At 67.4% G+C, this 26,260-nt stretch carries 23 protein-coding genes and 1 tRNA gene; 10 read left to right on the top strand and 14 right to left on the bottom strand.

What is annotated here, in order from left to right; genetic code table 11:
• Nucleotides 1-99: 99 nt before the first annotated feature.
• The 9 genes from ACTJLF_RS22970 to ACTJLF_RS22930 form a co-directional block, all read right to left on the bottom strand.
• Nucleotides 100-1,977 (bottom strand): LysM peptidoglycan-binding domain-containing protein, encoded by a 1,878-nt coding sequence (locus tag ACTJLF_RS22970; RefSeq protein WP_132755204.1) that lies wholly within the window; start codon nucleotides 1,975-1,977, stop codon nucleotides 100-102.
• A 17-nt stretch (nucleotides 1,978-1,994) separates the two neighbouring features.
• Nucleotides 1,995-4,730 (bottom strand): type VI secretion system Vgr family protein, encoded by a 2,736-nt coding sequence (locus ACTJLF_RS22965; RefSeq protein WP_440883965.1) that lies wholly within the window; start codon nucleotides 4,728-4,730, stop codon nucleotides 1,995-1,997.
• Nucleotides 4,731-5,006: 276 nt separating this feature from the next.
• Nucleotides 5,007-6,131, bottom strand: coding sequence for an FAD-dependent monooxygenase (locus ACTJLF_RS22960; protein ID WP_440883964.1), 1,125 nt, complete (start codon nucleotides 6,129-6,131; stop codon nucleotides 5,007-5,009).
• A 21-nt stretch (nucleotides 6,132-6,152) separates the two neighbouring features.
• Complete coding sequence (locus tag ACTJLF_RS22955; RefSeq protein ID WP_165924627.1) at nucleotides 6,153-7,250, bottom strand: ABC transporter substrate-binding protein; 1,098 nt, start codon at nucleotides 7,248-7,250, stop codon at nucleotides 6,153-6,155.
• Nucleotides 7,251-7,304: 54 nt separating this feature from the next.
• Entirely contained in the window at nucleotides 7,305-8,198 is an 894-nt protein-coding gene (locus ACTJLF_RS22950) for an ABC transporter permease (protein WP_145761583.1), read from the bottom strand.
• A gap of 27 nt (nucleotides 8,199-8,225) precedes the next feature.
• A complete protein-coding gene (locus tag ACTJLF_RS22945; protein ID WP_440883963.1) occupies nucleotides 8,226-9,026 on the bottom strand; it encodes an ABC transporter ATP-binding protein in 801 nt (266 codons plus the stop codon).
• A gap of 19 nt (nucleotides 9,027-9,045) precedes the next feature.
• Nucleotides 9,046-9,822: an alpha/beta fold hydrolase gene (locus ACTJLF_RS22940; RefSeq protein WP_019657587.1), complete on the bottom strand. Its 777-nt coding sequence runs from the start codon at nucleotides 9,820-9,822 to the stop codon at nucleotides 9,046-9,048.
• Nucleotides 9,819-10,241, bottom strand: a complete 423-nt coding sequence (locus ACTJLF_RS22935) for a VOC family protein (protein ID WP_132755193.1) — start codon at nucleotides 10,239-10,241, stop codon at nucleotides 9,819-9,821. The genes ACTJLF_RS22940 and ACTJLF_RS22935 overlap by 4 nt, the downstream gene beginning before the upstream one ends.
• Entirely contained in the window at nucleotides 10,232-10,807 is a 576-nt protein-coding gene (locus ACTJLF_RS22930; protein WP_126185915.1) for a GAF domain-containing protein, read from the bottom strand. The genes ACTJLF_RS22935 and ACTJLF_RS22930 overlap by 10 nt, the downstream gene beginning before the upstream one ends.
• Before the next feature lie 74 nt (nucleotides 10,808-10,881).
• Here ACTJLF_RS22930 and ACTJLF_RS22925 point away from each other — a divergent pair, with 74 nt between their 5' ends.
• On the top strand, nucleotides 10,882-11,853 hold the full coding sequence (locus ACTJLF_RS22925; protein WP_440883962.1) for a LysR family transcriptional regulator: 972 nt from the start codon (nucleotides 10,882-10,884) through the stop codon (nucleotides 11,851-11,853).
• A 378-nt stretch (nucleotides 11,854-12,231) separates the two neighbouring features.
• Here the strand turns inward: ACTJLF_RS22925 and ACTJLF_RS22920 are convergent.
• Both ACTJLF_RS22920 and ACTJLF_RS22915 read right to left on the bottom strand, forming a co-directional pair.
• Nucleotides 12,232-12,306: transfer RNA gene (locus ACTJLF_RS22920), tRNA-Arg, on the bottom strand.
• Nucleotides 12,307-12,348: 42 nt separating this feature from the next.
• Nucleotides 12,349-13,020, bottom strand: a complete 672-nt coding sequence (locus tag ACTJLF_RS22915; protein ID WP_019657591.1) for a TetR family transcriptional regulator — start codon at nucleotides 13,018-13,020, stop codon at nucleotides 12,349-12,351.
• 179 nt (nucleotides 13,021-13,199) lie between these two features.
• On the opposite strand from ACTJLF_RS22915, the gene ACTJLF_RS22910 reads away from it, so the two are divergent.
• The 4 genes from ACTJLF_RS22910 to ACTJLF_RS22895 all read left to right on the top strand — a co-directional run bounded on the left by ACTJLF_RS22910 (nucleotide 13,200) and on the right by ACTJLF_RS22895 (nucleotide 20,080).
• Complete coding sequence (locus ACTJLF_RS22910; RefSeq protein ID WP_440883961.1) at nucleotides 13,200-14,498, top strand: efflux RND transporter periplasmic adaptor subunit; 1,299 nt, start codon at nucleotides 13,200-13,202, stop codon at nucleotides 14,496-14,498.
• 18 nt (nucleotides 14,499-14,516) lie between these two features.
• A complete protein-coding gene (locus tag ACTJLF_RS22905) occupies nucleotides 14,517-17,684 on the top strand; it encodes an efflux RND transporter permease subunit (protein WP_019657593.1) in 3,168 nt (1,055 codons plus the stop codon).
• A gap of 156 nt (nucleotides 17,685-17,840) precedes the next feature.
• The gene (locus ACTJLF_RS22900; protein ID WP_019657594.1) at nucleotides 17,841-19,271 is read left to right on the top strand and encodes an efflux transporter outer membrane subunit; all 1,431 of its coding nucleotides are present in this window, start codon (nucleotides 17,841-17,843) and stop codon (nucleotides 19,269-19,271) included.
• 152 nt (nucleotides 19,272-19,423) lie between these two features.
• Nucleotides 19,424-20,080 carry a c-type cytochrome gene (locus tag ACTJLF_RS22895; RefSeq protein ID WP_132755187.1) on the top strand — a complete coding sequence of 219 codons (657 nt, stop codon included), beginning with the start codon at nucleotides 19,424-19,426 and terminating at the stop codon, nucleotides 20,078-20,080.
• A 72-nt stretch (nucleotides 20,081-20,152) separates the two neighbouring features.
• Here ACTJLF_RS22895 and ACTJLF_RS22890 read toward each other — a convergent pair whose 3' ends face one another.
• The 3 genes from ACTJLF_RS22890 to ACTJLF_RS22880 all read right to left on the bottom strand — a co-directional run bounded on the left by ACTJLF_RS22890 (nucleotide 20,153) and on the right by ACTJLF_RS22880 (nucleotide 22,267).
• The gene (locus ACTJLF_RS22890) at nucleotides 20,153-20,707 is read right to left on the bottom strand and encodes a DUF2946 family protein (protein ID WP_132755185.1); all 555 of its coding nucleotides are present in this window, start codon (nucleotides 20,705-20,707) and stop codon (nucleotides 20,153-20,155) included.
• 4 nt (nucleotides 20,708-20,711) lie between these two features.
• Nucleotides 20,712-21,737, bottom strand: coding sequence for a YheT family hydrolase (locus tag ACTJLF_RS22885; RefSeq protein ID WP_132755310.1), 1,026 nt, complete (start codon nucleotides 21,735-21,737; stop codon nucleotides 20,712-20,714).
• A 77-nt stretch (nucleotides 21,738-21,814) separates the two neighbouring features.
• Nucleotides 21,815-22,267 carry a YybH family protein gene (locus ACTJLF_RS22880; RefSeq protein ID WP_019657598.1) on the bottom strand — a complete coding sequence of 151 codons (453 nt, stop codon included), beginning with the start codon at nucleotides 22,265-22,267 and terminating at the stop codon, nucleotides 21,815-21,817.
• 218 nt (nucleotides 22,268-22,485) lie between these two features.
• Here ACTJLF_RS22880 and rutA point away from each other — a divergent pair, with 218 nt between their 5' ends.
• The 5 genes from rutA to ACTJLF_RS22855 are packed head-to-tail and all read left to right on the top strand — an operon-like array spanning nucleotide 22,486 to nucleotide 26,260.
• Nucleotides 22,486-23,598 (top strand): pyrimidine utilization protein A, encoded by a 1,113-nt coding sequence (rutA, locus tag ACTJLF_RS22875; protein WP_132755183.1) that lies wholly within the window; start codon nucleotides 22,486-22,488, stop codon nucleotides 23,596-23,598.
• A 16-nt stretch (nucleotides 23,599-23,614) separates the two neighbouring features.
• Nucleotides 23,615-24,424, top strand: a complete 810-nt coding sequence (gene rutB, locus ACTJLF_RS22870; protein WP_019657600.1) for a pyrimidine utilization protein B — start codon at nucleotides 23,615-23,617, stop codon at nucleotides 24,422-24,424.
• Between the two features lie 38 nt (nucleotides 24,425-24,462).
• Nucleotides 24,463-24,855, top strand: a complete 393-nt coding sequence (gene rutC / locus ACTJLF_RS22865; RefSeq protein ID WP_019657601.1) for a pyrimidine utilization protein C — start codon at nucleotides 24,463-24,465, stop codon at nucleotides 24,853-24,855.
• 5 nt (nucleotides 24,856-24,860) lie between these two features.
• On the top strand, nucleotides 24,861-25,667 hold the full coding sequence (gene rutD, locus ACTJLF_RS22860) for a pyrimidine utilization protein D (protein ID WP_440883960.1): 807 nt from the start codon (nucleotides 24,861-24,863) through the stop codon (nucleotides 25,665-25,667).
• Complete coding sequence (locus tag ACTJLF_RS22855; protein WP_440883959.1) at nucleotides 25,664-26,260, top strand: malonic semialdehyde reductase; 597 nt, start codon at nucleotides 25,664-25,666, stop codon at nucleotides 26,258-26,260. The genes rutD and ACTJLF_RS22855 overlap by 4 nt, the downstream gene beginning before the upstream one ends.

Here is a 26,260-nt window from a genome sequence, read left to right as displayed (position 1 = left end):
AACCGGCAAAGGATCTCAAGGAAAATCCATAGAGAAGAAAAGCAGCAAGAAGCGAAATAAATAGTTTATCTAAAGAAAAACAAGGCATCGACCACCCTTTCAAGAAATATCTTCACTCAAGCTTCCACTCTTCTTTCCGGCAGCATCCGGGGGAATGCCCAAGATCAGATTCAACGACACAACGCTCGCTTCGTCCAAACCTGGATCGGCTATATCCTTCTTCGCCTGTTCGTAGTAAGAAATGGGGACGAAATACTTCAAATAACTCGAGCTCCCGCCTCTCTTGATTTCCATTTTTCCGTTTTTATTCCTCACCTTCACTGGGGTTCGCAACTCTCTGGCAAAAACAGAAAATCTGATCTGGTTGCGCTGGTTGCCTCCAAGAAGAATCAAATCCTCATCGCCGCTTTTCGCATAAACAAACCCGACGTGCCGACCATGGCCCTGTTTCGAAGTGACCATAGCGATGGCTCCGTATATTGGCCTCTCCAATTCGACAAACAGCGGGTTTCTGACTTTAGGTAGCGTCTTCTCCGAATTTTCTCTTGGCCCGTCGACTTCGTAGAACCCATGCGCGCGGGCTTTCGCCACCTTGCGATTGGGAAAACCAGCGTTCTCGATTGGATATTTCGCCTGCATCAGGCACCAGTTCACAAAGGCGGCGCACCACGCATTGCTGTTGCCGTACATGGCCTTGAGTCCGTCATCTACCTCGACGTGGTAATTGATCTTGTCTTGGAGCGTGAGCTCGAGTTCTCCCTGCCTGAGCTTCGCTTCCGCAACGGCAATGGGCATCCAGGGAACACGCCCTGGCACCGGATTGATCAACGCCAGAACCTTCCCCGTCCCCTCCTTCGATCGCTCCGAATCCGATGACCTGATTCCGGAAGGAATGGGCGGCGGTGGAGGAGAAACCGCCCTTCGCGTCGATGGCACTGCCGGCACTATCGGTGCCTCCGAGGTCGGTGGCTTGGCGGCAACTGCGGCAGGAGGAGCCGTCGAAGGTTTGTGATCTGGCTTCGTCTTGCCGCTCCCCGCAATCAACAGCACCTCACCCGGATAGATCCTGTCGCGCTCCAGCTCGTTGTCATCCCTGATGGCTTCCACGCTGGTGCGATACAGCTGCGCGATCTTCCAGAGACTGTCGCCCGGCTGCACGACATAGCTCATGGGCTTTCTCTGCCCATGGGTCGAACTGTTGATCTTTTCCGAGCCGGCGACGCCCTTCCACCTCTTGAATTTCGCCAGAAGGTTGAAATCCTTTCCGACGTCGCCCTGGATGGCTCCAACCGTCACGGCCTTCCTGCTCTTCGGATCCATCACCTTGACGTGCACGGTCGACTTGTCGGCGGGGTGAATCACGGGAGGAAATCGCCCTGCGGCATCGGACTTGACGACTTCCTCCCTGTCGCCTCTTTGCAGAATGATCTCCGTGCCTGGCAACGGCTGGCTGCCATCGGTCGCGTTGATCCTGCTCACGGCAACCCAGGTTTCCTTCCGCGTGTCGGCGTTCGCGTGGTAGCCCTCGATCTCGGCGATGCTGTTCACGATCTTTTCGAGTTCGGCGTCACTGCACTCGCCGATCTTTCTGGCAGCCGGGATGCCGCTGGTCTTGAGCAGATCGCGTATGTATTTCTCCGTGTCGTTTTCCTTCTTCGGGGCGTAGACGGGAACGGCTTCGGAGATCGTCCTGTCGCCATGCAGGCGCTTCAGGTTCGCCTTCAGTTCCTCCCGGCCGGCGCCTTCATCGGGAAAGATCAGGAAGGTCCTGCCCGATCTGGTGGTGGCGAATCCGATGTAGCCCTTTGCTTTCCTGGGCACCGGCACGCCGTCGACCTTCCGAGCGGTCAAGTCGCCGGGGTTGTTGATGCGCCAGGGCAGCGTTCCGCCCGAGCGCAGCAGGTGGCGGCCGTCTTCGCAGATGAACTCGGCGACTTCGATGTTGGGGTGGTAGGTGGCGGATATCAGTCTGGGCATGCTGGTGTTTCCCTTGCTCAAGCCAATCCGTTCAGATGGGCTTCGACGGCGGACTCGGAAAGAAAGTGGCCGGGGTCTAAAGCACCCGCAGCAGACGCATACTTGGCGTCTTCCGCTCCCGGCGATCCGGTCTCGCCGTCGTCATCTGTTCGGTCATCGTCTTCCGCGCCGCCAGGCTCGCTGCGGATCGTCGGAACGGGCGTCCAGTCCCACGCTTCCTCTCCAACTACCAGAACTGCCTCGTCCGGCGTTTCGAACGCGACGCGGGGCAATCGCCCGTCGTCGGGAATGACGCCTTCGGCCAGCGTCCGGCGCTTCTCGTCGAGGATCCTGTAGGGCAGCCCCGACATGCCGACGTGCTTGAATATCTCGTCGCTGCCAAGGGGCGCGAAGCGCACGCTGTACTTGTCGTCGTGGCTCACGCCTTCCATGCGCCGGCGCTTGGCCATGTCCATCGGCCCTGCATAGCTGTGGGTGGCCGCGTGCTCGCGCCAAAGTCCCTGGGTGCCGTGGACGATGCCCGAGGCACTCCACCTGGAAAAGCTGCCACCGCCGTTGACGACGATCTCGTCCCTGGCGGTGATGCTGATCCTGTCGGACTCCAGCTTGATGTCGAGCCTGGCCAGCAGGTTGATGCTGTTCTGCAGCGCGACGATGTCGATGCCGGCCGTGGCTGCCGTCAGGCGGATCGCCTTGTATGCGAAGAGGCGCACAGCCTCCTTCACGCTCACCAGAAAGCTCCTGCCGGCGCTGATGCTGGTGTGCGCGCCGCTGCTCAGCGCGTTGTGCGTGATGCTTGCGATGTGGGTGGCACCTGCCGCCGTGCTCTGGATGCCGGCCGCACTGGCAAGCACGAGATGCGGTTCGCAGAGTTCAGGAAAACCTCCCTGCCGCGAAGCTCGGCCCTTGATCGCATCGTTCTGTTCCCTGAGGGCCTCGGTGACCGCGTCCTGGTCGCCCGCCTCGTGCGCCTTCGCCTCCTGCGCAGTCTGGCTCTGGCGTTCATGCAGGTCGCGCGCGGCCGCCAGTCGTGCAACTGTTTCCCCAAGATCGGTGATGTGCGCATCGGCTCCGGGCCTCGGCTCGGTGCTGAGCAGCAAGCCCATTGCGGCGCGCACCGCGGCATGGCCATCGGTACGCAGCTCGGCGCCCTCACCCCGGTCGTCCTTGCGGCCTGCCGTGCCGTCGATGCGCCCGATGTGGCCGAGGCTCAGGCTGCTGCAGAGATGGTCGCTCTTGAGCTGCGCCTGGATCTTTCCGGGCAGATCGTCCAGCACCAGGTGGTTGCCGCGCGATCCGCCTAGTGCGCCCGCGTTCAATTCACGGCTGCGGAGGCCCGAGAGGTTGCTCTGCTCGGGCAGCCGCCATGCGGGCATGTTCTCGGCATTGAACACACGGCCGGTGATGATGGGACAGTCCGGGTCGCCGCCGAGGAAATCGACGACCACTTCCTGGCCGACGCGCGGCAGCGCAGCCGCCCCGAAAGTCTCTCCGGCCCAGGCCATGGACACGCGGATCCAGCAGCTGGAGTTCTCGTTGCGCTGCCCGACACGGTCCCAGTGGAACTGCACCTTCACGCGGCCGTACTGGTCGACCCAGATCTCCTCGTTCTTCGGCCCGACGACGATGGCAGTCTGGGGTCCGCGGGTGCGGGGCTTCGGAGTGATGCGCGGCGGGCGCCACGCATGGCTCACGGGCTGCGCATCGAAGCCGAAGCGCTGGACGGAGCCTTCGCCGGCATCGGCGCCCTCGGTGGCCCGGAGGTTCTCCTGCAATACGTAGTCGACGGCAACCACGAGGTGCTTGCGGTTCTGATCGTCCCTCGGGTGGCCCGCCAGCTCGAAGATGCAGCCCGGCGCAAGTTCTCGCCTGTTGGAGCGACCGCTGGCAACGCTGCCGCCGCTCAGTTGCTCTTCGACGCGCGTGCGTGCATATGCTTCGCCATCGTCGTAGTGCCTGTAGCCACCGGGCCATTCGTACAGCTCGAGGTCGTCGTGCGCGTGGCCGCAGCGCATCTCGCGTCGGCTGGAGAGATCCGCCTTTGGCTTGAGAGGGTCGTAGTCGTTGGTGAAGTGCAGGCCGGAGCGGACCTCTTCTCTCGTGCGCCATTCGTAGACGCGTTCGTTCCCCGTCACCCCACCCCCGGTCATTCCCGCCTTCTCCAGCGGATGAAACCGCACCGTCTCTCCTCCAGGCATCGGATCGTGCGAGCTCAGCACGTCGTCCGCGAACACCAGCACCTGCCGCTGCGCCTCGTGCCGGAAGTAGTAGTAGATGCCTTCCAGCTCGCACAGCCGAGAGACGAAGGAGAAGTCGCTCTCGCCGTACTGCACGCAGTACTCCCAGGTGCGGTACTCGCGGGCCAGCCGCTTCTCCATGGCGTAGCCGTAGGCTTCGAGCACGTCGGCGACGATGTCCGGAACGGTCCTGCCCTGGAAGATGCGGAAGTCGCTTCGCCGCGTCGCGAGACACAGCCACGGGCGCAGCCTCATGCGGTAGAAGCTGTGCCGTGCGTCCTCTGCGGCCAGCCCGAAGGACGCGACGACACCGCCCAGGTAGCGCGTGCCGCCGCTCTCGGTCTGCATCGCCACGGTGGCGGTCTTGCCGAGCAGCGCCTTCGGATCGATGCCGTTGCTGCTGCCGAGCAGTTCCACCTCGAAGTCGTGGAGCTGGCTCAGTGCCTCGCGGCCGGTCAGCCGGTGGAACTGAAGCGCTTCCCCCAAGGGGGTATGAATGGAAACCCGGCGCCTCATAGCACCGCCGCACACGCAACGGCGCACGACACCGGGCGAACATGCCGGCGCGTGCCATCGAAGATGGACATGGATCCTCCCTGAAATCATTCATTGCCGCTCTGGCCGGCGGCATGTTTCGTCGGAGTATCCAAGCGCTCGGCGTCTTTCGTTCGACGCCGGCGAATGCGTCAGCGGAACCGTGAACGAATGCGCGCAGCGGCGACGGTGCCTCTGCCTGCGCCGGCGCGCAGATGTCGATTGTTCACAAGCCGCGTGAGCTTCGGCCGATGCGCATCACGCGTTCGCGAACCTGTCCGCATAGGCGCGGAACATCGCGTTGCGCTCGTCGAGTGCCTCCTGCGTTGCGGGCACCATGATCGGCGCGCCTTCGCTCGCGAATGCCTGGCACTGTTCGACGTACGGCCGAAGCTTCTCGTGATAGACCGGCGACGCCGCCGCCATGTCGCCACCGTGCTCGGTCCACGTGGTCGCCAGGAGCTCCGCCGAGACCATCGCCAGCGTGGTGCCCATGCCCGACAGCAGCGCTGCGCAGTGCCCCGCATCGCCGATGACCGCGACCTTGCCCTTGATCCAGCCCGGCATGCGCGTCTGGCTCACCGAGTCGAAGTAGAAGCCCTTGGCATCGGGGTCGATGAAGGCCTCGCGCATCGCAGGCACCTGCCAGGCATCCACGCGGGAGAGGAACTGGTCGAGCAGCCTGCGCTGTGCATCGAGGTCGCGGTAGTCGTAGTCGATCTCGGGGCTGGCGACGATCATCATCCCCTGCGGCCCGTCGCCGGCGTCGCGCACGGCGACGGTGAGGCCGGGCACGTTGAGCATCGCGCGTCGCCATTGCCGGCCTGGCGGTAGATCGACGAGCGCGACGTAGTGGCCGAAGTGCCGCACATAGTCCTTCTCCGGCCCGAAGGCCAGCCTGCGCACGTTGGAGTGCAGGCCGTCGGCGCCCACCACAAGGTCGTAGCGGCCCGTCGCGCCATCGGTGAAACCGACGTCCACTCCGCCCGCGCGATCGTCGAGCGAAGCGATCGAAGTCCTGAAGCGGAACTCCACGCCCGACGGAATGGCGTCCAGCAGGATCCGGTTGAGGCGGTCGCGGGTGATCTCGATGTCCTCGTCGGTCTCGTTGGCGAACCAGCGCAGGTCGAGCGTGGCGACCTGGTTTCCGCTGCCGTCGAGCACCGGCGCCGGCTCGATGGTGGCGACCTTCTCCTCGGCGATCCTCTGCAGGATGCCCATGCGCTGCGCGGTGCCGAGCGCGCGGCCGCGAACGTCGATGGGCGCGCCGCCCGGGCGCAGCCCGTCGGCGCGCTCGACCACGGTGACCCGGTGGCCCAGGCTGGCGAACCAATAGGCGGCCGACAGGCCGGCCATGCTGGCGCCGGAAACGAGTACGTCCATGGGCTGATCCTCCTTCTGCGGCTACAGCTTGAATGCCCGGGCCATCTGGATCACCGCCTGCTTGTCGAAGGCGTTGATCTCGTCGATCAGCTCGTTGGTGAAAAGCCGGTTCGGGTCGCCGAGTTCGCTGGCGAGCTTCGGGTTCTTGCTGGCTTCGGCGGCCATGTCGACGTTGGCCTTCCATTCGGCCGGCGACGACGCGCCCATGCGCTGGTCGGGATCGTCGGGGCGGCGCATCCAGCTGTTCTTGCGGTCCTTGAGGATGAAGGCGAGCTCCTTGCGTGCGTCGTCCTCGCTGCGGCCCTTGGGCCGGCTCTCGGGATAGACCGCCCAGTGCAGGTCGATCGCTGCTTCGAGGTTCGCATTCGAGAACAGGGTCGACTTCGCGATGCCCTGGAACAGCGCCACCAGCGACTTGCGGTCGTCCTTGAGCATCTTGCGCGGCACGCACATCCAGCCCGAGCCCACCTGCGCGAACCTGGGCGTGAGCGGCACGTAGCGCAGCTTCGTCCCCACCAGCTCGATGCGGGCTGCTGCCGTGTCGAAGGCCACCATCGCGTCCACGCGGTCGTTGTCTATCGCCGCGCCGGCGGGCGCGCCGTCGCCGATGGCGATGTACTCGCAGCCGTCGTCCTTCAGGCCCAGCTCGGCCAGCATGGTCCTGGTGATGACGATGCCGGTGTCGCCCTGGCTGCGCACGCCGATGCGCTTGCCCGCGAGGTCGGCGGCCGACTTGATCGGGCTGCCGGGCTTCACCACGATGACGTTCGCATTGCGCGGCAGCCACTTGTAGACGCTCACCAGGTCGAGCGACGGGTCCTTCGCCATGGCGGGCAGCAGGATGCCCGGCACCGCCGGCCCGAAGTCCACGTGGCCGGCGCGCAGGCTCTGCAGCGCCTGCGTCATGCTGGACATGTTGACGTACTCCACGTCCACGCCGCCGGGCTTGTAGAAGTTCAGCTTCGGGTGCTGGCCCGCGGTGCAGAAGCACTGCTGCGGGTCGTTCACCGCCGCGGTGTTCGCCACCTTCATCACCCGCACACTCTGCGCCAGCGCCGGCAGGCTCCCGGCCAGGCCGAGGGCACCGAGGCCCAGGCCGAAATCACGTCGCGTCAACATGGCTCGCTCCTTCATACGGAAAAACAGGAATCCTGAATTGCGGGGATGCGGCGTTCAGACGTTCACCGTCCGCTGCGAGGTGTCCGCCGGCATCCAGTGCAGCACGCGGCGCTGGATGCGGCGCAGCAGGTCGGTCATCACGATGCCGATCACCGAGAGCACCACGCACACCGCGAAGCTGCCGCCGGTGTCGGCCTGCGCCTCCATCTGCAGGATGAGCACGCCCAGCCCCGCCTGCGCGCCGACGAACTCGCCCACCACCGCGCCGACCACGCTGAAGGCAGCGGCCATGTTCAAACCCGCGAAGATGTAGGGCAGCGAGCTCGGAAACTTGGCCTTGCGGAAGATCTGCCACTGCGTCGCCGAGAGCGAGCGCAGCAGGTCGATGCGGTCGGGGTCCACCGCCTTGAAGCCCGCGATGCTGGTCACCAGCACGGGGAAGAAGGTGAGCAGGCAGATGATCATCACCTTCGAGCCGATGCCGAAGCCCAGCCACACCACGATGATCGGCGCGACCGCCACCTTGGGCACGCTCTGCAGCGCGGCGACGTAGGGCTCCAGCAGCGCCTCGACCCTCGGCATCTGCGACACCACGATGCCGATCGCGAGGCCGACGCCGCTGCCGACGAGAAAGCCCAGCAGTATCTCGGTCACGGTCACGCCGCCGTGGTACCAGAAGCCATCCTTCGCGAGCGGTCCGGTGGCGAGGCCGCGCCACAGCGCGACCAGGATGTCGCTCACCGGCGGCACGAGGTGCTGCGGGACCTTGAAGAGCCGCACCCCCGCTTCCCACGAACCGAGCAGCGCGGCAAGCAGCAGGATCGACTGCACCCGCGTCGAGGCGAGCGGATTGGCGCGGCGGCGCGGCCTGGGGCTCGCGGCAGGGGCCGGCGCACGGTCGCCGGATAGCGCAGGAGAGTCGGACTTGGCGAGCATGGCGGTAGTCATCTGGTGGCCTCTTTGAATCGAACGGAATCAGTCGAACGAAGCCGCATGCGAGAAGCGCTCGCGGATCGACGCGGATGCGGCAGCGAAGTCGGGGTGCGACATCACGTCCATCGAGCGCGGGCGCGGCAGGTCCACGGGCAGCACGCGCTCGAGCGTGCCGGGGCGCGGCGACATCACGAACACCCGGTCGCCGAGGAACACCGCCTCGGGAATCGAGTGCGTGATCAGCACCACCGTCTTGCCGCTTTCCATCCAGATGCGCTGCAGCTCCAGGTTCATGCGCTCGCGCGTCATCGCGTCGAGCGCGCCGAAGGGCTCGTCCATCAGCAGGATCTTGGGGTCGTGCAGCAGCGCCCGCGCGATGGAGGCGCGCTGCTGCATGCCGCCGCTGAGCTGGCGCGGCAGCTTGTGCTCGAAACCTTCGAGCCGGACCATCTGCAGCAGCTGCATCGCCCGCTCGCGCGCCTGCTTCGCGGGAATGCCCAGCACCTCGGCGGGCAGCATCACGTTCTCGAGGATGGTTCGCCACGGCAGCAGGATCGAACTCTGGAACACCACGCCCACGTCGCGCCGCGTGCCGTGGATCGGCTGGCCGTCGAGCAGCACGCGGCCGATGCCGTAGTCGAGCAGGCCCGCGAGGATGCGCAGCAGCGTGCTCTTGCCGCAGCCGCTGGGCCCGACGATGGTCACGAAGCTGCCCTGCTCGATGCTGCAGTCGATGTCTTTCAGCGCGAGCACGCCTTCGCCGCCGTCGCCGAAGTGCTTGGACAGCCCTTCGATGCGGATGTAGTCGGCGCGGCTGCGCGTGCGGTCGTGGTTCGGGCTCATGGCCTGGCTCCTTCGGGTTTCAGTTCTTGAGGAAGCGCACGATGTGCTGCGCCAGCATCTGCGGCGCCTGCATCGCGGTGACGTGGCCGATGCCGGGCAGCAGCACCGCATCGGCGCCGCGGATGCGGCCGGCCATCGAGAGCGTCACGCTTGCGGGCACCACGCGGTCGAGCTCGCCGGCCAGCACCAGCGTGGGCGCGACGATGTCGGCCACACCCCTCTCGATGGCGGTCAGCGCGGTCGCCATCCGCCGAGCGGAACGCGCCGAGCCGGGCCGTGCGCTCGCAAAGATGCGCCGCAGTTCGGGCCGCTGCTGCAGGAAGGCTTCGGGAAAGAACCATGTCGCCAGCTCTTCCGCGGTGGCCGGCAGCCCGCTGCGCAGCTCGGCCAGGCGCTTCGCGTCGGGGCACAGTTCTTCGTAGGGCCTCGGCAGCGGCCAGGTGCTGCCGAGCACGAGGTGGTCGACCGAGCGCGGATGAAGCAGCGCCAGTGCCTGCGCGACGCGCCCGCCGAAGGACGAGCCGAACACGTGCGCGCGCTTGAAGCCCAGCGCCTTGATGAGCCGCTGTGCATCGTCGGCAAGATCGGCCAGGGTCGATGGGCGCTGCGGCCCCTCGGTCTCGCCGCAGTCGCGCTGGTCGTAGGCGATCACGGTGAAGTGCTTCGACAGATGCGGCACCAGCGCCGAGAACATCTGGCGCGAAGCTTCGGCGCCATGCATGAGCAGCAGCGGCGGGCCTTCGCCCTCGCGCTCGAAGGCGACGCGCAGTTCGCCGGCCTGCACGAAGCCGGTCATGCCGCGCCCCCTTCCTCGCCTTGGCGTTCTTCCTGGTCCATCCAGAAAGTCATCTCGATCTTCAGGCCGCGCGGATCGTGCAGAAAGAGCTGGTGGATCGCCCAGCCCGGGATCGGCGCCTCGGCGAACGCTACGCCCTGTGCATGAAGGTGCGCGCGCATCTCGGCAAGCCCATGGGAGCGGAACGAGATGTGGTCGACGTGGCCGGTGACGGGCTCGACAGGCTCGTCGGGCGTCGAGAGATGCGCGTAGAGGTGCACGATCGGCTGGCCGTCCGCGTACAGCCAGGCGCCGGGCGCGGGAATCTCCGGCCGCGCGCCGACGGTGAGGCGCATCACGCGGGTGTAGAAGTCCAGCAGCGGCGGCAGCTCGTGCGGCGCGCAGCGGATCGTGAAGTGGTGCAGGGCGGTCACAGGCATGGCGTTTCCTCGAAGCTGTAGGCCAGTCGGGGCGCGACGGGCACCCAGCGCGCGGCAGCGAGCGCCAGCATGCGGATGCCCAGCACCTCCTGCGGCAGCCAGTGCTCGCGCGTGCCGAAGACGTTGAAGGTGGCGAAGCAGGTCCGCCCCTGCATCAGCGGCACGTTGACCACGCTGCGCAGGCGGTATTCGCGCATCTGCTCGAAGTCGTCGAAGTTGCTCGCGAGCACGTGCTCGCCCTCGCCGACGAACACGCGGCCGCGCACGAAGAGGCATTCGCTCCACGGCGTGAGCGTCTTGCGCTTCGCGCCGTTCACCGGAAAGCTCGACGCCTCCGACGAATAGAAGCGGCGCAGCAGGACCTGGCCCGCGGCGTCGCCATCGGTCGTCACGTTCTGCTGGATGCTGAAGATGCTGCCGGGCGCGACCTGCAGCCGGCGCTGATCGATCAGCCGCATCGCCTCGCCGGCGTCCTGCGCCTCGGCCAGCGAGTCCAGGAAGGCGGCCGTGATGGCGGTGCCGGCAGCGACGGTGGAGGTTGTTTTCAGTGCAGTGGTCGGGTCCATGGGAAAAGTCTAGGACCCTCGATTCACCAAAGTGAAATAATTTCTGATAGCTCGATAACCGTGGAGTTATGGCCTTGCCCACCGCCCGCGACCCCGCCGCCGAACTGCAGCGCGCGCTGCTCTCCCGCCTCAAGCTGCGCCAGCTTTCGCTGCTGCAGGCCATCGACCGGCACCGCACGCTCGGCCGCGTCGCCGCCGAGATGCAGCTGAGCCAGCCGGCGATCACCAAGGCGCTGCACGAGGTGGAAGACATCTTCGGCAGCACACTTTTCGAGCGGACCAGCAGGGGGCTGGTGCCCACGGCCGCGGGCGAGGCAGTGCTGCGCTACGCGCGGCGCTGGCTCGCCGAACTCGAGGCGACCGCGCGCGTGCTCACCTCGCTCGAGGCGGGGCGCGCCGGCCGCCTTCGGCTGGGCTTCACCCAGCAGGTGCCCCAGCAGCTGATGTCGGCCGCCCTCACGCACCTGCTCGACCGCACGCCGCGCATTTCGGTGATGGCGCGCGAAGGCACCACCGACGAGCTGGTCGCAAGCCTCATCGCGCGCGAGCTCGACTGCGCCATCGGCCGCTCCTACGACGGCGACGCGACCGGGCTGGTGCAGGAGGCGATCCACGAGCAGGAGCCCTGCCTCGTGGTCGGCGCGAAGAACGTGCGGCGTCTCTCGCGCGGCCCGCTGGACTGGGCCCGGCTCGCGCAGCTCGACTGGATCCTGCCGCCGCCGAACACGCCGATGCGCAGGACCTACAACGCGATCTTCGTCGGCGCGGGCGTGCAGCCGCCGCTGCCGATCCTGGAGACCACCTCGATCCGCAGCATCGAGACGGCGCTGCGCCAGGAGCCCAACGCGATCACCATCTTCGCGCGCGACGTGGTCGCCGGAATGGAAGGCGCGGGTCACCTGGCGGCGCTGCCCCACCGGCTGAGCTGGAAACTGCCGCCGGTGAGCTTCTTCACGCTGAAGGAACTGGAAGCGCACCCGACCGTGCAATCGCTGCGCGCCGCGGTGGTCGAGACCGCGCGGCGCATGAAGCGCGCGGCGGGCTGAGCGCCGGACACCGTCGCCGTTGAACACGGCGACTCGGCTTCGCCTGTCTCGCCTTTCTTCTCTACTTTCTTTCTTATTTAAAGATAGTAGTAGTAGTAGATAAGGGTAAACCCTGTCTGTGGAAAGTACCGCTTTTTCCTTGCGCGACAAGGACTTGCAGTCCCCGTACCGCTGTGAGCGCGTGTGCTTCGGTGCTGCATCGGAAAAGGGAACAACATCCGGCAAGCGGCTGCGACTGTGGATAACGCATGACTTGTGCCGGGACTGTCCCCAGGTTTTCTGTCGGCGGCGCCCATCGCCCGGATCGCGCAGGCTGCGCGAACGAGGAGCCGGAAAACAAAAAAGCCGGACACATGGGAATGTGTCCGGCTTGGTGTCTGGTCCCGCCGCCAGGAATCGAACCTGGATCTCAGCCTTCGGAGGGCCGAATTCTATCCGTTGAAATACAGCGAGGAATTGGGTCCGGCTTGCACCGGAGTCCGACATTATCGCCTATCAGGCGGCGGCTGCTTCCGCCTCGGCCGCGACGGGGGCAGCCGGCTGCGGCCGGGCGAACCCGAGACCCGCCAGATAGACCCTGAAGGTGCGCCTTCCGGTGGGCACGAGGTCGAAGGCCTCGGGGTCGAGCAGCCAGTTCTGGATGAGGCCGCTGATCAGCGCATGCAGCCCCTGCGCCGCCACGTGGCCCGGCACCGGCAGCTTGATGCGGCCACGCCGCGCGGCCAGGCGCAGCGCCTTCTCGAAATCGGTCACGCAGGCGTTGCGCGCGTCCAGGTGGCGCTGCTGCACCGAGGCCATGTCGTGCGTGTACTCGACCTTGTGGGTGGCGACGTCGAACACGCGGCGCACCTGTGGGTCGGTGGTCATGAGGGTGAGCGCGTGGACCATGCCCTCCTCGATCTCGGCCAGCGGATCGTCGACGCCAGGCGCGGCGGCCGCCCTCGGCGCGGCCTCCAGCGGCAGGATGACGCGCTCCATCATCGCGTTGAAGAGGTCGGCCTTGTCCTTGAAGTGCCAGTAGATCGCGCCGCGCGTCGCGCCGGCCTGCTGCGCGATCTGCTGCAGCGTGGTCTGCGAAACACCTTGCGCCTGAAACAGCAGCTCCGCGGCATCGAGCAACCGATGCCGCGTGGCCAATGCTTCTTCCTTCGTACGACGTGCCACCAAGTCTCCTGATTTGTAAAGACAACGCCCTCTATGTATCGTGGGGCCATTGCTCGGCCTGTCACTATACATCCATGAATGTATGTAAACTAGCCGGCTTCCCCGATGGCCTCCCTGGCTGTACAGGTTTCCGGTTCACGCCGCGAACGCGCCATCTCCCGTCTTCGCTTCAAAGGAATCGCATGCCCCTCCTGCATGTTTCGCGCCCATCGTCCTTTTCGCCGCGCCTCGCGACCGTGGCGGCCGTCGTCCTGCTGGTCCTTGCGGGCTGTGGCAAGAGCGATGCGCCCGCAGGCGCGGGCGCCGGAGGCGGCGGCGGTCATCCGGCTCCCGAAGTCGGCGTGATCGTTGCCACGCCGACCGACGTCGGCCTCGTCACCGAACTGCCCGGCCGCCTCGAGGCCTCCCGCGTCGCCCAGGTCCGCGCCCGCGCATCGGGCATCCTGCTGAAGCGCGAATTCCGCGAAGGCAGCGACGTGAAGGCCGGCCAGCTGCTGTTCCGCATCGACCCGGCACCGCTGGTGGCCGCGACCCAGAACGCGCAGGCCACGCTGGCGCGCGCCGAAGCCAACGCGGTGCAGGCCAGGGCCCTGGCCGAGCGCTACAAGCCGCTGGTCGAGGCCAATGCCGTGAGCAAGCAGGAATACGCGACCGCCGTGGCCTCCGCCAAGCAGGCCGAGGCCGACGTGGCATCGGGCCGCGCGGCGCTGCAGACCGCCAAGATCAACCAGAGCTATGCCGACGTGACCTCGCCCATCGCGGGCCGCATCGGCCGCGCCCTCGTGACCGAAGGCGCTCTGGTGGGCCAGGGCGACGCCACCGAGCTCGCCGTGGTGCAGCAGATCAATCCGCTGTACGTGAACTTCACGCAGTCGGCCTCCGACGCGATGAAGCTGCGCCGCGCCGTGGCCGCCGGCCAGTACAAGCGCGCGAGCGGCGAGGAAGCCGCGACCATCCGCGTGGTGCTCGAAGACGGCACCGACTATCCGCTCGAAGGCAAGCTGCTCTTCTCCGACCTCACGGTCGACTCCACCACCGGCCAGGTCACGCTGCGCGCCGAGGTGCCCAATCCCAAGGGCGAGCTGCTGCCCGGCCTGTACGTGCGCGTGAAGCTCGAGCAGGCCCAGGCCACCAACGCGATCACGGTGCCGCAGCAGGCCGTCACGCGCACGCAGCAGGGCGACACGGTGTCGGTGGTCGACAAGGACGGCAAGATCAGCAAGCGCACCGTCAAGATCAGCGCCGCCAAGGACAACCAGTGGGTGGTGCTCGACGGCCTGAAGGCCGGCGAACAGGTGATGGTCGACGGCTTTCAGAAGCTGCAGATGATGCCGCCGGGCACGCCCGTGAAGGCCGTCCCGTGGACCAAGCCGAACCCCAACGGCGGCGCAGCCAAGCCCGCCGCCGAGGTAGCCGCGCCCGCGGCAGCCGCCTCCGCCGAGAAGGCTCCGGCCGACAAGGCCCCGGCCGAGAAGAAGTAATCAGGAGCGCGCCCGCAAATGGCCAAATTCTTTATCGACCGACCGATCTTCGCCTGGGTGATCGCACTGTTCATCCTGGTGGTGGGCGGCGTGTCAATCACCCAGCTGCCGATCTCGCAGTACCCGCCGGTGGCGCCGCCCGCCATCGTGATCAACGTCGCCTACCCCGGCGCCTCGGCGCAGACGCTCGAGGACAGCGTGCTGTCCGTCATCGAGCGCGAGATGAACGGCTCGCCGGGCCTGATCTACATGGAATCGGTGGCCCAGGCCGACGGCACCGGCTCCATCACGATCAGCTTCGAGCCCGGCACCAACGACGACCTCGCGCAGGTGGACGTGCAGAACCGGCTGTCGCGCGCGACGCCGCGCCTGCCCTCCGCCGTGACGCAGCAGGGCGTGCGCGTGGACAAGTCGCGCAACAACTTCCTGATGTTCGTGATGCTGTCCTCGGACAACCCGAACTTCGACCCGGTTGCGCTCGGCGACTATGCCGCGCGCAACGTCGTGCCCGAGTTGCAGCGCGTGGTCGGCGTGGGCCAGGCGCAACTCTTCGGCTCCGAGAACGCGATGCGCGTGTGGATCGACCCGGCCAAGCTGCAGGGCTTCAACCTGTCGGCCACCGACGTCAACAACGCCATCCGCGCGCAGAACGCGCAGGTGTCCTCGGGCACGCTGGGCGACCTGCCCAACATTCCCGGCCAGGCCATCGCGGCCACGGTGACGGTGAACGGGCAGCTGGTCAACGTCGAGCAGTTCAAGAACATCGTGCTGCGCGCCAACACCGACGGTTCGACCGTGCGGCTGAAGGACGTGGCGCGCGTGGAACTCGGCGGCCAGTCGTACGCCACCTCGGCGCGCCTGAACGGTGTGCCCGCCGTCGGCGTCGGCGTGCAGCCCACGCCCAACGGCAACGCGCTGCAGTCGGCCAAGGCGATCCGCGCCAAGATGGCCGAGCTCGAGCGCTACTTCCCGCAGGGCGTGAAGTGGGCCATTCCGTACGACAGCTCGCGCTTCGTGCAGATCTCGATCAGCGAAGTGGTCAAGACCCTGCTGGAAGCCGTGGCGCTGGTGTTCCTCGTGATGTTCCTCTTCCTGCAGAACTGGCGCTACACGATCATCCCGACCATCGTGGTGCCGGTGGCGCTGCTGGGTACCTTCGCCTCGCTGCTGGCGCTGGGCTTCTCGATCAACGTGCTGACCATGTTCGGCATGGTGCTGGTGATCGGCATCGTGGTGGACGACGCCATCGTGGTGGTGGAGAACGTCGAGCGCATCATGAGCGAAGAGGGGCTCTCGCCGCTGGAGGCCACGCGCAAGGCGATGCGCCAGATCTCGGGCGCCATCATCGGCGTGACCGTGGTGCTCGTCTCGGTGTTCGTGCCGCTGGCCTTCTTCGCGGGCTCCACCGGCAACATCTACCGCCAGTTCTCGGCGGTGATGGTGGCCTCGATCGCCTTCTCGGCCTTCATGGCGCTGTCGCTCACGCCGGCGCTGTGCGCCACGCTGCTCAAGCCGGTGGAAGCGGGCCATCACCATGAGAAGACCGGCTTCTTCGGCTGGTTCAACCGCGGCTTCGCCCGCACCGCCAAGGGCTACGAAGGCTTCGTCGCGCGCATCCTGCGCCGTGCCGCACGCTACCTCGTGATCTACGTGGCGATCATCGCCGCGGTGGTGTTCACCTACACCCGCCTGCCGAGCTCGTTCCTGCCTCAGGAGGACCAGGGCAACATCATCGTGAACGTGCAGCTGCCGCCGGGTGCGACGCAGGAGCGCGCGCTGTCGGTCATGCAGCAGGTCGAAGGCTTCATCCTGAAGCAGCCCGAGGTGCAGAGCATGGTGGGCGTGATGGGCTTCAGCTTCTCGGGCCAGGGCCAGAACGCGGGCCTCGCCTTCGTGACGCTGAAGGACTGGGAAGAGCGCAAGGACCCGGCCCACTCGGCCAGCGCGCTCGCCGGCCGTGCCTTCGGTGCGCTCTCGGGCATCCGCGACGCCTTCATCTACCCGCTGAGCCCGCCGCCCATTCCCGAACTGGGCAACGCCAGCGGCTTCAGCTTCCGCCTGCAGGACCGTGCCGGCGCCGGCCACGACGCGCTGATCGCCGCACGCAACCAGCTGCTGGGCATGGCCTCGCAGAGCAAGGTGCTGGCGCAGGTCCGTCCCGACGGCCTGGAAGACGCGCCGCAGCTGCAGATCGACATCGACCGCGACAAGGCCAACGCGCTGGGCGTGAGCTTCGACGCGATCAACGCGACGCTGTCGACCGCTCTGGGTTCGAGCTACATCAACGACTTCCCGAACCGCGGCCGCCTGCAGCGCGTAGTGGTGCAGGCCGACGCTCCGGCGCGGATGCAGCCCGACGACCTGCTCAAGCTGAACGCCAGCAACACGCAGGGCCAGCCGGTGCCGCTGTCGGCCTTCGCGACCACCAAGTGGGTCACGGGCGCCACGCAGACGGTGCGCTACAACGGCTATCCGGCCATCCGCATCAGCGGCGACGCGGCACCGGGCTACAGCACCGGCGCGGCGATGGCCGAGATGGAGAAGCTCGCATCGCAGCTGCCCGCCGGCTTCGGCTACGAATGGACCGGCCAGTCGCGCGAGGAAAAGCTCGCCGGCTCGCAGGCCATCATCCTGTACGGCTTCGCGATCCTGGCGGTGTTCCTCTGCCTGGCCGCGCTGTACGAGAGCTGGTCGATCCCGCTGTCGGTGATCCTGGTGGTGCCCCTGGGCGTGCTGGGCGTGCTGCTGGCGACGATGCTGCGTGCGTATTCGAACGACGTGTACTTCCAGGTGGGCCTGATCACGATCATCGGCCTGTCGGCGAAGAACGCGATCCTGATCATCGAGTTCGCGAAGGACCTGCAGGCGCAGGGCAAGGGCGTCATCGAGTCGGCCCTGGCCGCCGCCCACCTGCGCTTCCGCCCGATCATCATGACCTCGCTGGCCTTCGGCCTGGGCGTGGTGCCGCTGGCGATCGCCTCGGGCGCCGGCTCCGCCAGCCAGCGTGCCATCGGCACCGGCGTGCTCGGCGGCATGCTGACGGGCACCGCGCTGGCCGTGATCTTCGTGCCGGTGTTCTTCGTGGTGGTTCGCAGCCTGTTCAAGGGCAGCAAGCGCCAGCAAGAAGCCGACAAGCGGCATGCCGAAGCCGCCGGCATCGGCCCGGAGGAAACCAAGCATGACTGAACTCGGGCGCACCCCCAGGCTTCGCGCACTGCGTGTCGCTTCGCCAACCCCCTTGCAGGGGGCGACACCTGCGGCCCGGCAGAGCCGGTTCCGCGGTGTTTCCCGAACAGGCCGCGCAGTGCGTGCAGCGCGAACGGCCATGGAGTCGCAATGACAATGACGAAATTCATTCCCACAGCCCTGGCGGCGGCGATGCTGCTGGCCGGCTGCTCGCTGATCCCGACCTACGAGCGCCCTGCGGCGCCGGTGCCGACCACCTACCCGGGCGACCCGTCGCAGCCGCCGGGCCAGGCCGCAGCCAACCTGCCGTGGCAGGACTTCTTCACCGACCCGCGCCTGGCGGGCCTGATCCGCACGGCGCTCGCGAACAACCGCGACCTGCGCGTGTCGGTGCTCAACATCGAGCAGGCGCGCGCGCAGTTCCAGATCGAGCGCTCGAACCTGTTCCCCGCGCTCGGCCTGACGGGCACGGGCTCGCGCTCGAGCCCCAACGCCTACCAGGCGATCGACCCGAGCCAGGGCAGCGTGGCCTCGCAATACAGCGTCAACTTCGGCTTCACCTCGTGGGAGATCGACTTCTTCGGCCGCATCCGCGCACTGAAGGACCAGGCGCTGGCGCAGTACCTCGCCACGGACGAGACCCGCAAGGCGGTGCAGATCAGCCTGATCGCGTCGGTCGCCAACGGCTGGCTCACGTTGCTGGCCGACGACGAACTGCTGGAGATCACGCGGCAGACGATGGTCACGCGCGAGGAATCGGTACGCCTCACGAAGATGCGCTTCGACAACGGCGTGTCCTCCGAGCTCGACTTCCAGGCCGCGAACTCGCTGCTGGAAACGGCTCGCGCCTCCTATGCGCAGCAGCAGCGCACCCGCTCGCAGGACGAGAACGCCCTCGCCCTGCTGCTGGGCGCGCCGGTGCCTGCAGATGCACTGGCGGGTGGCGCCAGGGGCCTCGACGGCATCAAGCCGATGCCCGACGTGCCGGCCGGCCTGCCCTCCGACCTGCTGGCCGAGCGGCCCGACATCCGCTCGGCGGAGCAGCAGCTGATCGCGGCCAATGCCAACATCGGCGCGGCGCGCGCGAACTTCTTCCCGCGCGTGTCGCTGACCAGCTCGATCGGCACCGCGAGCAGCGAGTTCTCGGGCCTGTTCGACCGCGGCTCCAAGGCATGGTCCTTCGCGCCCACGGTGACGCTGCCGATCTTCGACGCAGGCCGCAACATCGCCACGCTCGACTCGGCCAAGGCCGGGCGCGAGATCGCGGTGGCGCAGTACGAGAAGTCGATCCAGACGGCATTCCGCGAAGTGGCCGACGCGCTCGCAGGCCGCGCCACGCTCGGCGAGCAGGTTCGCGCGCAGCGTGCGCAGGCCGATGCGGAGGCGGTGCGCTTCAAGCTCTCCGACCTGCGCTATCGCAACGGCATCGCCAGCGCGCTCGACCTGCTCGACGCGCAGCGCTCGCTGTTCACCGCGCAGCAGTCGGCGGTGACGACGCGCCTGCTGCAACTGCAGAACCAGGTCACGCTCTACAAGACGCTGGGCGGCGGCTGGGCCACGCGCGAAGGCGACGGCGGCAAGGGCTGAGCCTCGAGGGCGTCTCGAAGCCCCGGCAGGGGCCGAGACGCCAAGGCGTCCCATAAGGGAGGTCCCTTGCCCCTGTCGGCGGGGGCTCTCTCTATAATCGCCGGTTGGTTAGGAAAAGCCCCCCGACGAGCCCCCGATAATTGAGGACGCGAATGAGCGCAGACCCGCATTACCAGGCCACAGAAGAAGCCCACACCGGGCCGATCAAGAACCCGAAGCAACTGCTGCTCGCGGTATTTTTTTCCTTCATTGCCCCGATCCTGATCATCATGGGTCTTGTCTCCTACGTGGCCTCGGGCAACAAGCCCGCAGGTACCGCGCAAGGCGACAACATGGCGCTCTACGGCGTGACCAAGGAAGCGCGCGACCGCGAAGTGGCCGAGCGCCTCAAGAAGGTCGGCACCATCGAGATCCGTGACGCCAACCGTCCACTGGCCACCGGCGAGGCCGTGTTCAAGGCCCAGTGCGTCGCCTGCCACGGCGCTCCCGGCATTCCCGGCGCGCCCCACCTGAACGACGCCGCAGCCTGGGGCCCGCGCATCGGCCAGGGCTACCCGACGCTCCTCGAACATGCACTTAAGGGCAAGGGCGCCATGCCTCCGCAGGGCGGCGGCGACTTCGAAGACCTCGAAGTGGGCCGTGCCGTGGTCTACATGGCCAATGCCGGCGGCGCCAAGTTCTCCGTGCCCGATCGCCCCGCTGCTGCGGCCGGGGCGCCGGCCGAAGGTGCTTCCGGCGCAGCGCCTGCCGAAGGCGCTGCGGGTGCGGCTCCTGCTGCTGCAGCGGCGGCGAGCGCCCCAGCCAAGTAAGCGTTTTCCCTGATCTCCTCATGAAAGAACAAAGCCGGCCCAGCGCCGGCTTTGTTCTTTCTGCATTCGGCCTCAGGCGTGCGAGGCGGCTGCGTGGCGCTCGGCCGGGCTCAGCACGTGGCCGAAGCGCAGGGGCAGTTCGCTTGCCTGCACCGGCTCGGGCGTCCAGATGCCGCGCTCGATGGCCTCTGCGGCGATGCCCACGTCCTGCGTGTGCACGAGCCCGAGCCCCATCGGCGATGCCAGATAGAGCCTGCCGTCCTCGTCGAGCAGGCAACCCGACACCTTGGCTGCCGCGCCCGTGTGGGCCGTGACGGTGAAGCCGCCGCCATCCGCCTCCTCGGCAACGCGCCACACGAGGGGCGCGGCCTCCAGTTCCACGTACACGCGCTGCGGGCCATTCTGGAAGAACCACTGGCCCTCGTCGTCGTGCTCGTAGTTGCGGTGGATGAATTCGATCAGCTTGTCGTGCCGCAGCATCGAGCCCTTGGCGGTGCGGAACGGGCCCTGGGCCTGGGTGCGGTCGTCGCGCATGTACCAGTTGCCGCGCGCGTCGAGGCCGAGCCAGCCGTAGCAGTGCGGCACGTTGGGCCACTTGGCCAATGCTTGCTTGACGATGTCATCCATGACGTCATTCTCTTCCTGGCGGCAAGCCCCCACCGTCAGCGGAAGCGCCGCCGTGCAGCTGCAGCCAGCCGCCGACCTGTTCCGGCATGCCCCGCACATGACCCGGCGGCAGCCCCATCGGAAAGCCGACGTGCCCGCCGTGTTCGGGCTGCCACAGCGTGACGTACGAGCCGACCTCGCCGGGCTTCGGCAGGCTGCAGGCCGGAATGAAGGGGTCGTTGCGCGCGTTCACCACGAGGGCCGGCACCCGGATCGAGGCAAGGTGCGGCTTCGCCGAGCCCCGCGCCCAGTAGTCGTCGGCATCGCGAAAGCCGTGCAGCGGCGCGGTGAAGACGTTGTCGAACTCGTAGAGGTTGCGCGTCGACACCAGCCGCTCGCGGTCGAACAGGCCCGGAAACTGCGCCAGCTTGGCCAGCGCCTTGGGCTTCATGGTCGAGAGGAACATGCGCGTGTAGACCAGCCTGTTGAAGCCCTTGCCGATGGCCTCACCGCCCGCGGCGAGGTCGAGCGGCGCGCAGACCGAGGCGACGGCACTCACCACGCCGGAGGCGGTCTCGCCGGCTTCGCAAGCCCATCGCATCAGCGCATTGCCGCCCAGAGACACGCCCGCCGCCAGCACCGGCCCGCCGCCCTTGCTCGCGTGCTGCTCGCGCATGCGCGCGAGGATCCAGCCGATCTCCTCGAAGTCGCCCGAGTGGTAGGCGCGCGGCGCGAGGTTCATCTCGCCGCTGCAGCCGCGGAAATGGGGCACCGCGAAGGCCATGCCGCGCGAGGCCGCGAAGGCGGCGAAGGCCTCTGCGTAGTGGCTTCGCGAGGAGCCTTCGAGCCCGTGGAACAGCACCAGCAGCGGCCTCGCCCCGGGCATCGCGGCGTCGACGAAATCGACGTCGATGAAGTCGGTGCCGTCGGGGGTCGACCAGCGCTCTCGGCGGTAGACCGGCGCCGGCCCGTCGAAGCGGCGGGCGTAGAGCGCGGGCCAGATGGTCTGCAGGTTGCCGCCGGGCAGCCAGCGCGGCGCGGCGTAGCCCATCGCCTCGAGGGAAGAAGTTCCGGCCGCGGCGGCCGGGGAGAAGGAAGCGACCGGGGAGAGCATCGATCGATCGTCAATCAATGCAGGACCTGGGGCGGATCGTTCGCGTCGTCCGGCTCGCGCGCGGTGCCGGGGCTCGCATGGTGCGCCACCATGCGCCAGCCCTGCGCGGTCTTGTGATAGACGTTGGTGGCCAGCACGAAGGCATGGCGCGGGCCCTCGGCGGTGAGCACCTCGATGCGCTCCAGCACGTTGTGCACGGCGCTCGCGAGCGACTCGATCTTGCGCACCCGCGCCGGCATCGCATGGATCGCGCCGTTGCCGAACATCTGCTCGAAGGCCGCGCGGATCGCCACGGCCCCCACCAGCCTCGGGCCGCCGGGGTGCACGCAGAACACCTCGTCCTCGTCGGCCCAGCAGGCCATCAGCGCATCGATGTCGCCGCGCTGCAGCGCTTCGTAGAAAGCCGTCTCGACGTCGTCGGCGGTGCCGCCGATGGCCGCTGCGGCACGGAGTGGGGTCTTGGGCATGGCGTGATTTTGCCCCGCCCTCCGTGACGCGGGCACTGCACCGCTTTGGTCCTTGCCGCACCGGCTGGCCGCACTTCGGGCGGATCGCATGCTCCGTTTTGGACCAAATGGTCAAACCCGGAACGCCTGTTTTTCGCAAGTCTTTGATTTGAAAGGATTTATCCAACTGGCACGCCGCATGCATGGAGCCTCCCGAACCCGCAACAGGAGCCCTTCCAATGAACGTCGGCATCTTCATTCCCATCGGCAACAACGGCTGGCTGCTTTCCGAGAACGCACCGCAGTACAAGCCCAGCTTCGAGCTCAACAAGGAGATCACGCTGAAGGCGGAGCGCTACGGCGTCGACTTCGCGCTGTCCATGATCAAGCTGCGTGGCTTCGGCGGCAAGACGGAGTTCTGGGACCACAACCTGGAGTCCTTCACGCTCATGGCCGGCCTCGCCGCGGTCACCAGCAGGATCAAGCTCTTCGCCACTGCCGCCTCGCTGGTGATGCCCCCGGCCATCGTGGCGCGCATGGCCTCCACCATCGACTCGATCTCCAACGGCCGCTTCGGCCTGAACCTCGTCACCGGCTGGCAGCGGCCCGAGTACTCGCAGATGGGCATGTGGCCCGGCGACCAGTTCTTCGGCACGCGCTACCAATACCTGTCCGAATACATCCAGGTGCTGCGCGACCTCTGGGGCAAGGGCTCGTCCGACTTCAAGGGCGACCACTTCAAGATGGACGACTGCCGCCTCAGCCCCCGCCCGCAGGCCGACATGAAGGTGATATGCGCCGGCCAGAGCGACGCAGGCATGGAGTTCTCGGCCAGGTACGCCGACTACAACTTCTGCTTCGGCAAGGGTGTGAACACGCCCAAGGCCTTCGCGCCCGCGGCCGACAAGCTCATCGAGGCCACCGCGAAGACCGGCCGCAAGGTCACCACCTACGTGCTGATGATGGTGATCGCCGACGAGACCGACGAAGCCGCGCGCGCCAAGTGGGAGCACTACAAGGCCGGCGCCGACCACGAGGCCATCGCGTGGCTGGGCCAGCAGGGCGCGGCCGACACCAAGTCGGGCGCCGACACCAACGTGCGCCAGATGGCCGACCCGACCTCCGCCGTGAACATCAACATGGGCACGCTGGTCGGCTCCTACGCGAGCGTCGCGCGCATGCTCGACGAAGTGGCCGAGGTGCCCGGCACCGAAGGCGTGCTGCTGACCTTCGACGACTTCGTGCAGGGCGTCGAGGCCTTCGGCGAGCGCATCCAGCCGCTGATGAAGAGCCGCGCGCACGTGCACAGCCCCGTGCCCTCGCAGGTCGAACCCGAACGCCTCGCGGCCTGAGCGGAAGGAGCGCCACGTGACCACTCCCGCACGCAACACCACCCTCACCTCGAACACGCCCGTCGGCGCGCCGCGCGCGCCCGGTGCACCCGCGCCGCTGATACTGCCCGCGCGGCCCGAACCACTGGCGCTGCACGCGAGCGACTCGGCGCTGATCGTCGTCGACATGCAGAACGCCTACGCCTCCATCGGCGGTTACGTCGATTCGGCCGGCTTCGACATCTCCGGCGCGCAGGGCACCATCGCCGGCATCGTGCGCGCCATCGCGGCGGCGCGCGCGGCGGGCATGCTGGTCGTGTTCCTGCAGAACGGCTGGGACGCGAACTACGTGGAAGCCGGCGGTCCCGGTTCGCCCAACTGGCACAAGTCGAACGCGCTCAAGACCATGCGCGCCAGGCCCGAGCTGCAGGGCAAGTTCCTCGCCAAGGGCGGCTGGGACTACGAGCTCATCGAGGAGATGAAGCCACAGCCCGGCGACATCGTCGTGCCGAAGACGCGCTACAGCGGCTTCTTCAACAGCACCCTCGACAGCACCCTGCGCTCGCGCGGCATCCGCCACCTGGTGTTCACCGGCATCGCCACCAACGTGTGCGTCGAATCGACGCTGCGCGACGCCTTCCATCTCGAATACTTCGCCGTGATGCTGGAAGACGCCACGCACGAGCTCGGCGGACCCGCCATCCAGAAGGCATCGGTCTACAACGTGGAGACCTTCTTCGGCTGGGTGTCCACGACGGAGCACTTCTGCAGCACCTTCGCGCCCTCCCTCGGTACCCAGGCCGCTCAAGCCGACCAGGCCGCCAAGGCCGAAGCGGCCGTCGCCTGATTTCCCCTTCCCTCCCTCTTCGACAAGGACCCTCCACCATGCCCAAGCAAGCCATCATTCCTCCCGGCACCGGCGTTCCCATCGCTCCCTTCGTTCCCGGCACGCTCGCCGACGGCGTGCTCTACGTGTCGGGCACGCTGCCCTTCGACAAGGACAACAACGTGGTGCACGTCGGCGACGCGAGCGCGCAGGCCAGGCACGTGCTGACGACCATCAAGGGCGTGGTCGAGGCCGCCGGCGGCACCATGGACGACGTGACCTTCAACCAGATCATGCTCAAGGACTGGGCCGACTACGCGAAGATCAACGCGGTGTACGCCGAGTTCTTCCCCGGCACCAAGCCCGCGCGCTACTGCATCCAGTGCGGCCTGGTGAAGCCCGACGCGCTGGTCGAGATCGCGTCGATCGCGCACGTGGGCAAGAAGGCCTGAGCTTCATGAGCGCGCTGCACTACGAGGTGCACGGGCCGTCCGATGCAGCGGCCACGGTGCTGCTGTCGTCGGGCCTCGGCGGCTCGGCCGGCTTCTGGCAGCCGCAGCTCGGCGCGCTGACCGCCGCCGGCTACCGCGTCATCGCCTACGACCAGCGCGGCACCGGCCGCAGCCCCGCCGCGCTGCCCGAGGCCTACGCCATCGCGGACATGGCCCGCGACGTGATTGAGATACTCGACGCGACGAACACCGCGCGGTGCCATTTCGCCGGCCATGCGCTCGGCGGCCTCGTCGGACTGCAGCTTGCGCTCGATGCGCCTTCGCGCATCGCGAGCCTCGCGCTCGTCAACGCGTGGTCGAAGCCCAATCCGCATTCGGCGCGCTGCTTCGATGCGCGGCTCGCGCTGCTCGGCGCATGCGGCCCGCGCGCATACGTCGAGGCGCAGCCGATCTTTCTCTACCCCGCCGCCTGGGCCGCCGAGAACGCGCAGCGCGTGGCCGACGAAGTCGATCACGCCTTCGCGCACTTCCCGGGCGAATCCAACATGCGGGCTCGCATCGCCGCGCTGCGCGCCTTCGACATCGACGCCAGCCTCGCCGACATCGCCGCGCCCGCATTGATCGCCGCGGCCAGGGACGACACGCTCGTGCCCTGGACCTGCTCGCAGCGCCTGGCCGATGGCCTGCGCGACGTCACGCTCGACTTCATGCCGCACGGCGGCCATGCCCACAGCGTGACAGAGGCCGACACCTTCAACCGCAGCCTGCTCGACTTTCTCTCGCGGGTCAGCGCACCCGCCGTTCCAGCATGACCCTCAAGAACACCCTCGACGACGCCGCGCTGTCGCTGCTCTTCACCGGCGCGCGCACCCACAACGGCTGGACCGACGAGCCCGTCACCGACGCGCAGCTCGTGCAGATCTACGCGCTCGCGAGCCTCGGCCCCACATCGGCCAACTGCTCCCCCGCGCGCTTCGTCTTCGTGCGCACGCCCGAAGGCAAGGAGCGCCTCGCGCCGGCGCTCTCCAAGGGCAACCTCGAAAAGACCATGACCGCGCCCGTCACCGTCATCGCCGCGTGGGACCGCAAGTTCTACGACAGGCTGCCCACGCTGTTCCCGCACGCCGACGCGCGCAGCTGGTTCACCGGCAGCCCCGAGGCCGCGCACGAGACTGCCTTCCGCAACGCCAGCCTGCAGGCGGGCTACCTGCTGCTCGCGGCGCGCGCGGTCGGGCTCGATGCGGGCCCGATGTCGGGCTTCGACAAGGCGAAGGTCGACGCGGCCTTCTTCGAGGGCACCGACTGGACCGTCAACTTCCTCATCAACCTCGGCCATGGCGACACGTCGAAGCTGTTCGGCCGCCTGCCGCGGCTGGCCTTCGACGAGGCCTGCCTGCTGGCCTGA

Origin of the sequence: Variovorax sp. 22077 (assembly GCF_052044195.1) — a bacterium.
Classification (GTDB): Bacteria; Pseudomonadota; Gammaproteobacteria; order Burkholderiales; family Burkholderiaceae_C; genus Variovorax; species Variovorax atrisoli.
This window is presented reverse-complemented; position numbering and strand designations above follow the sequence as displayed.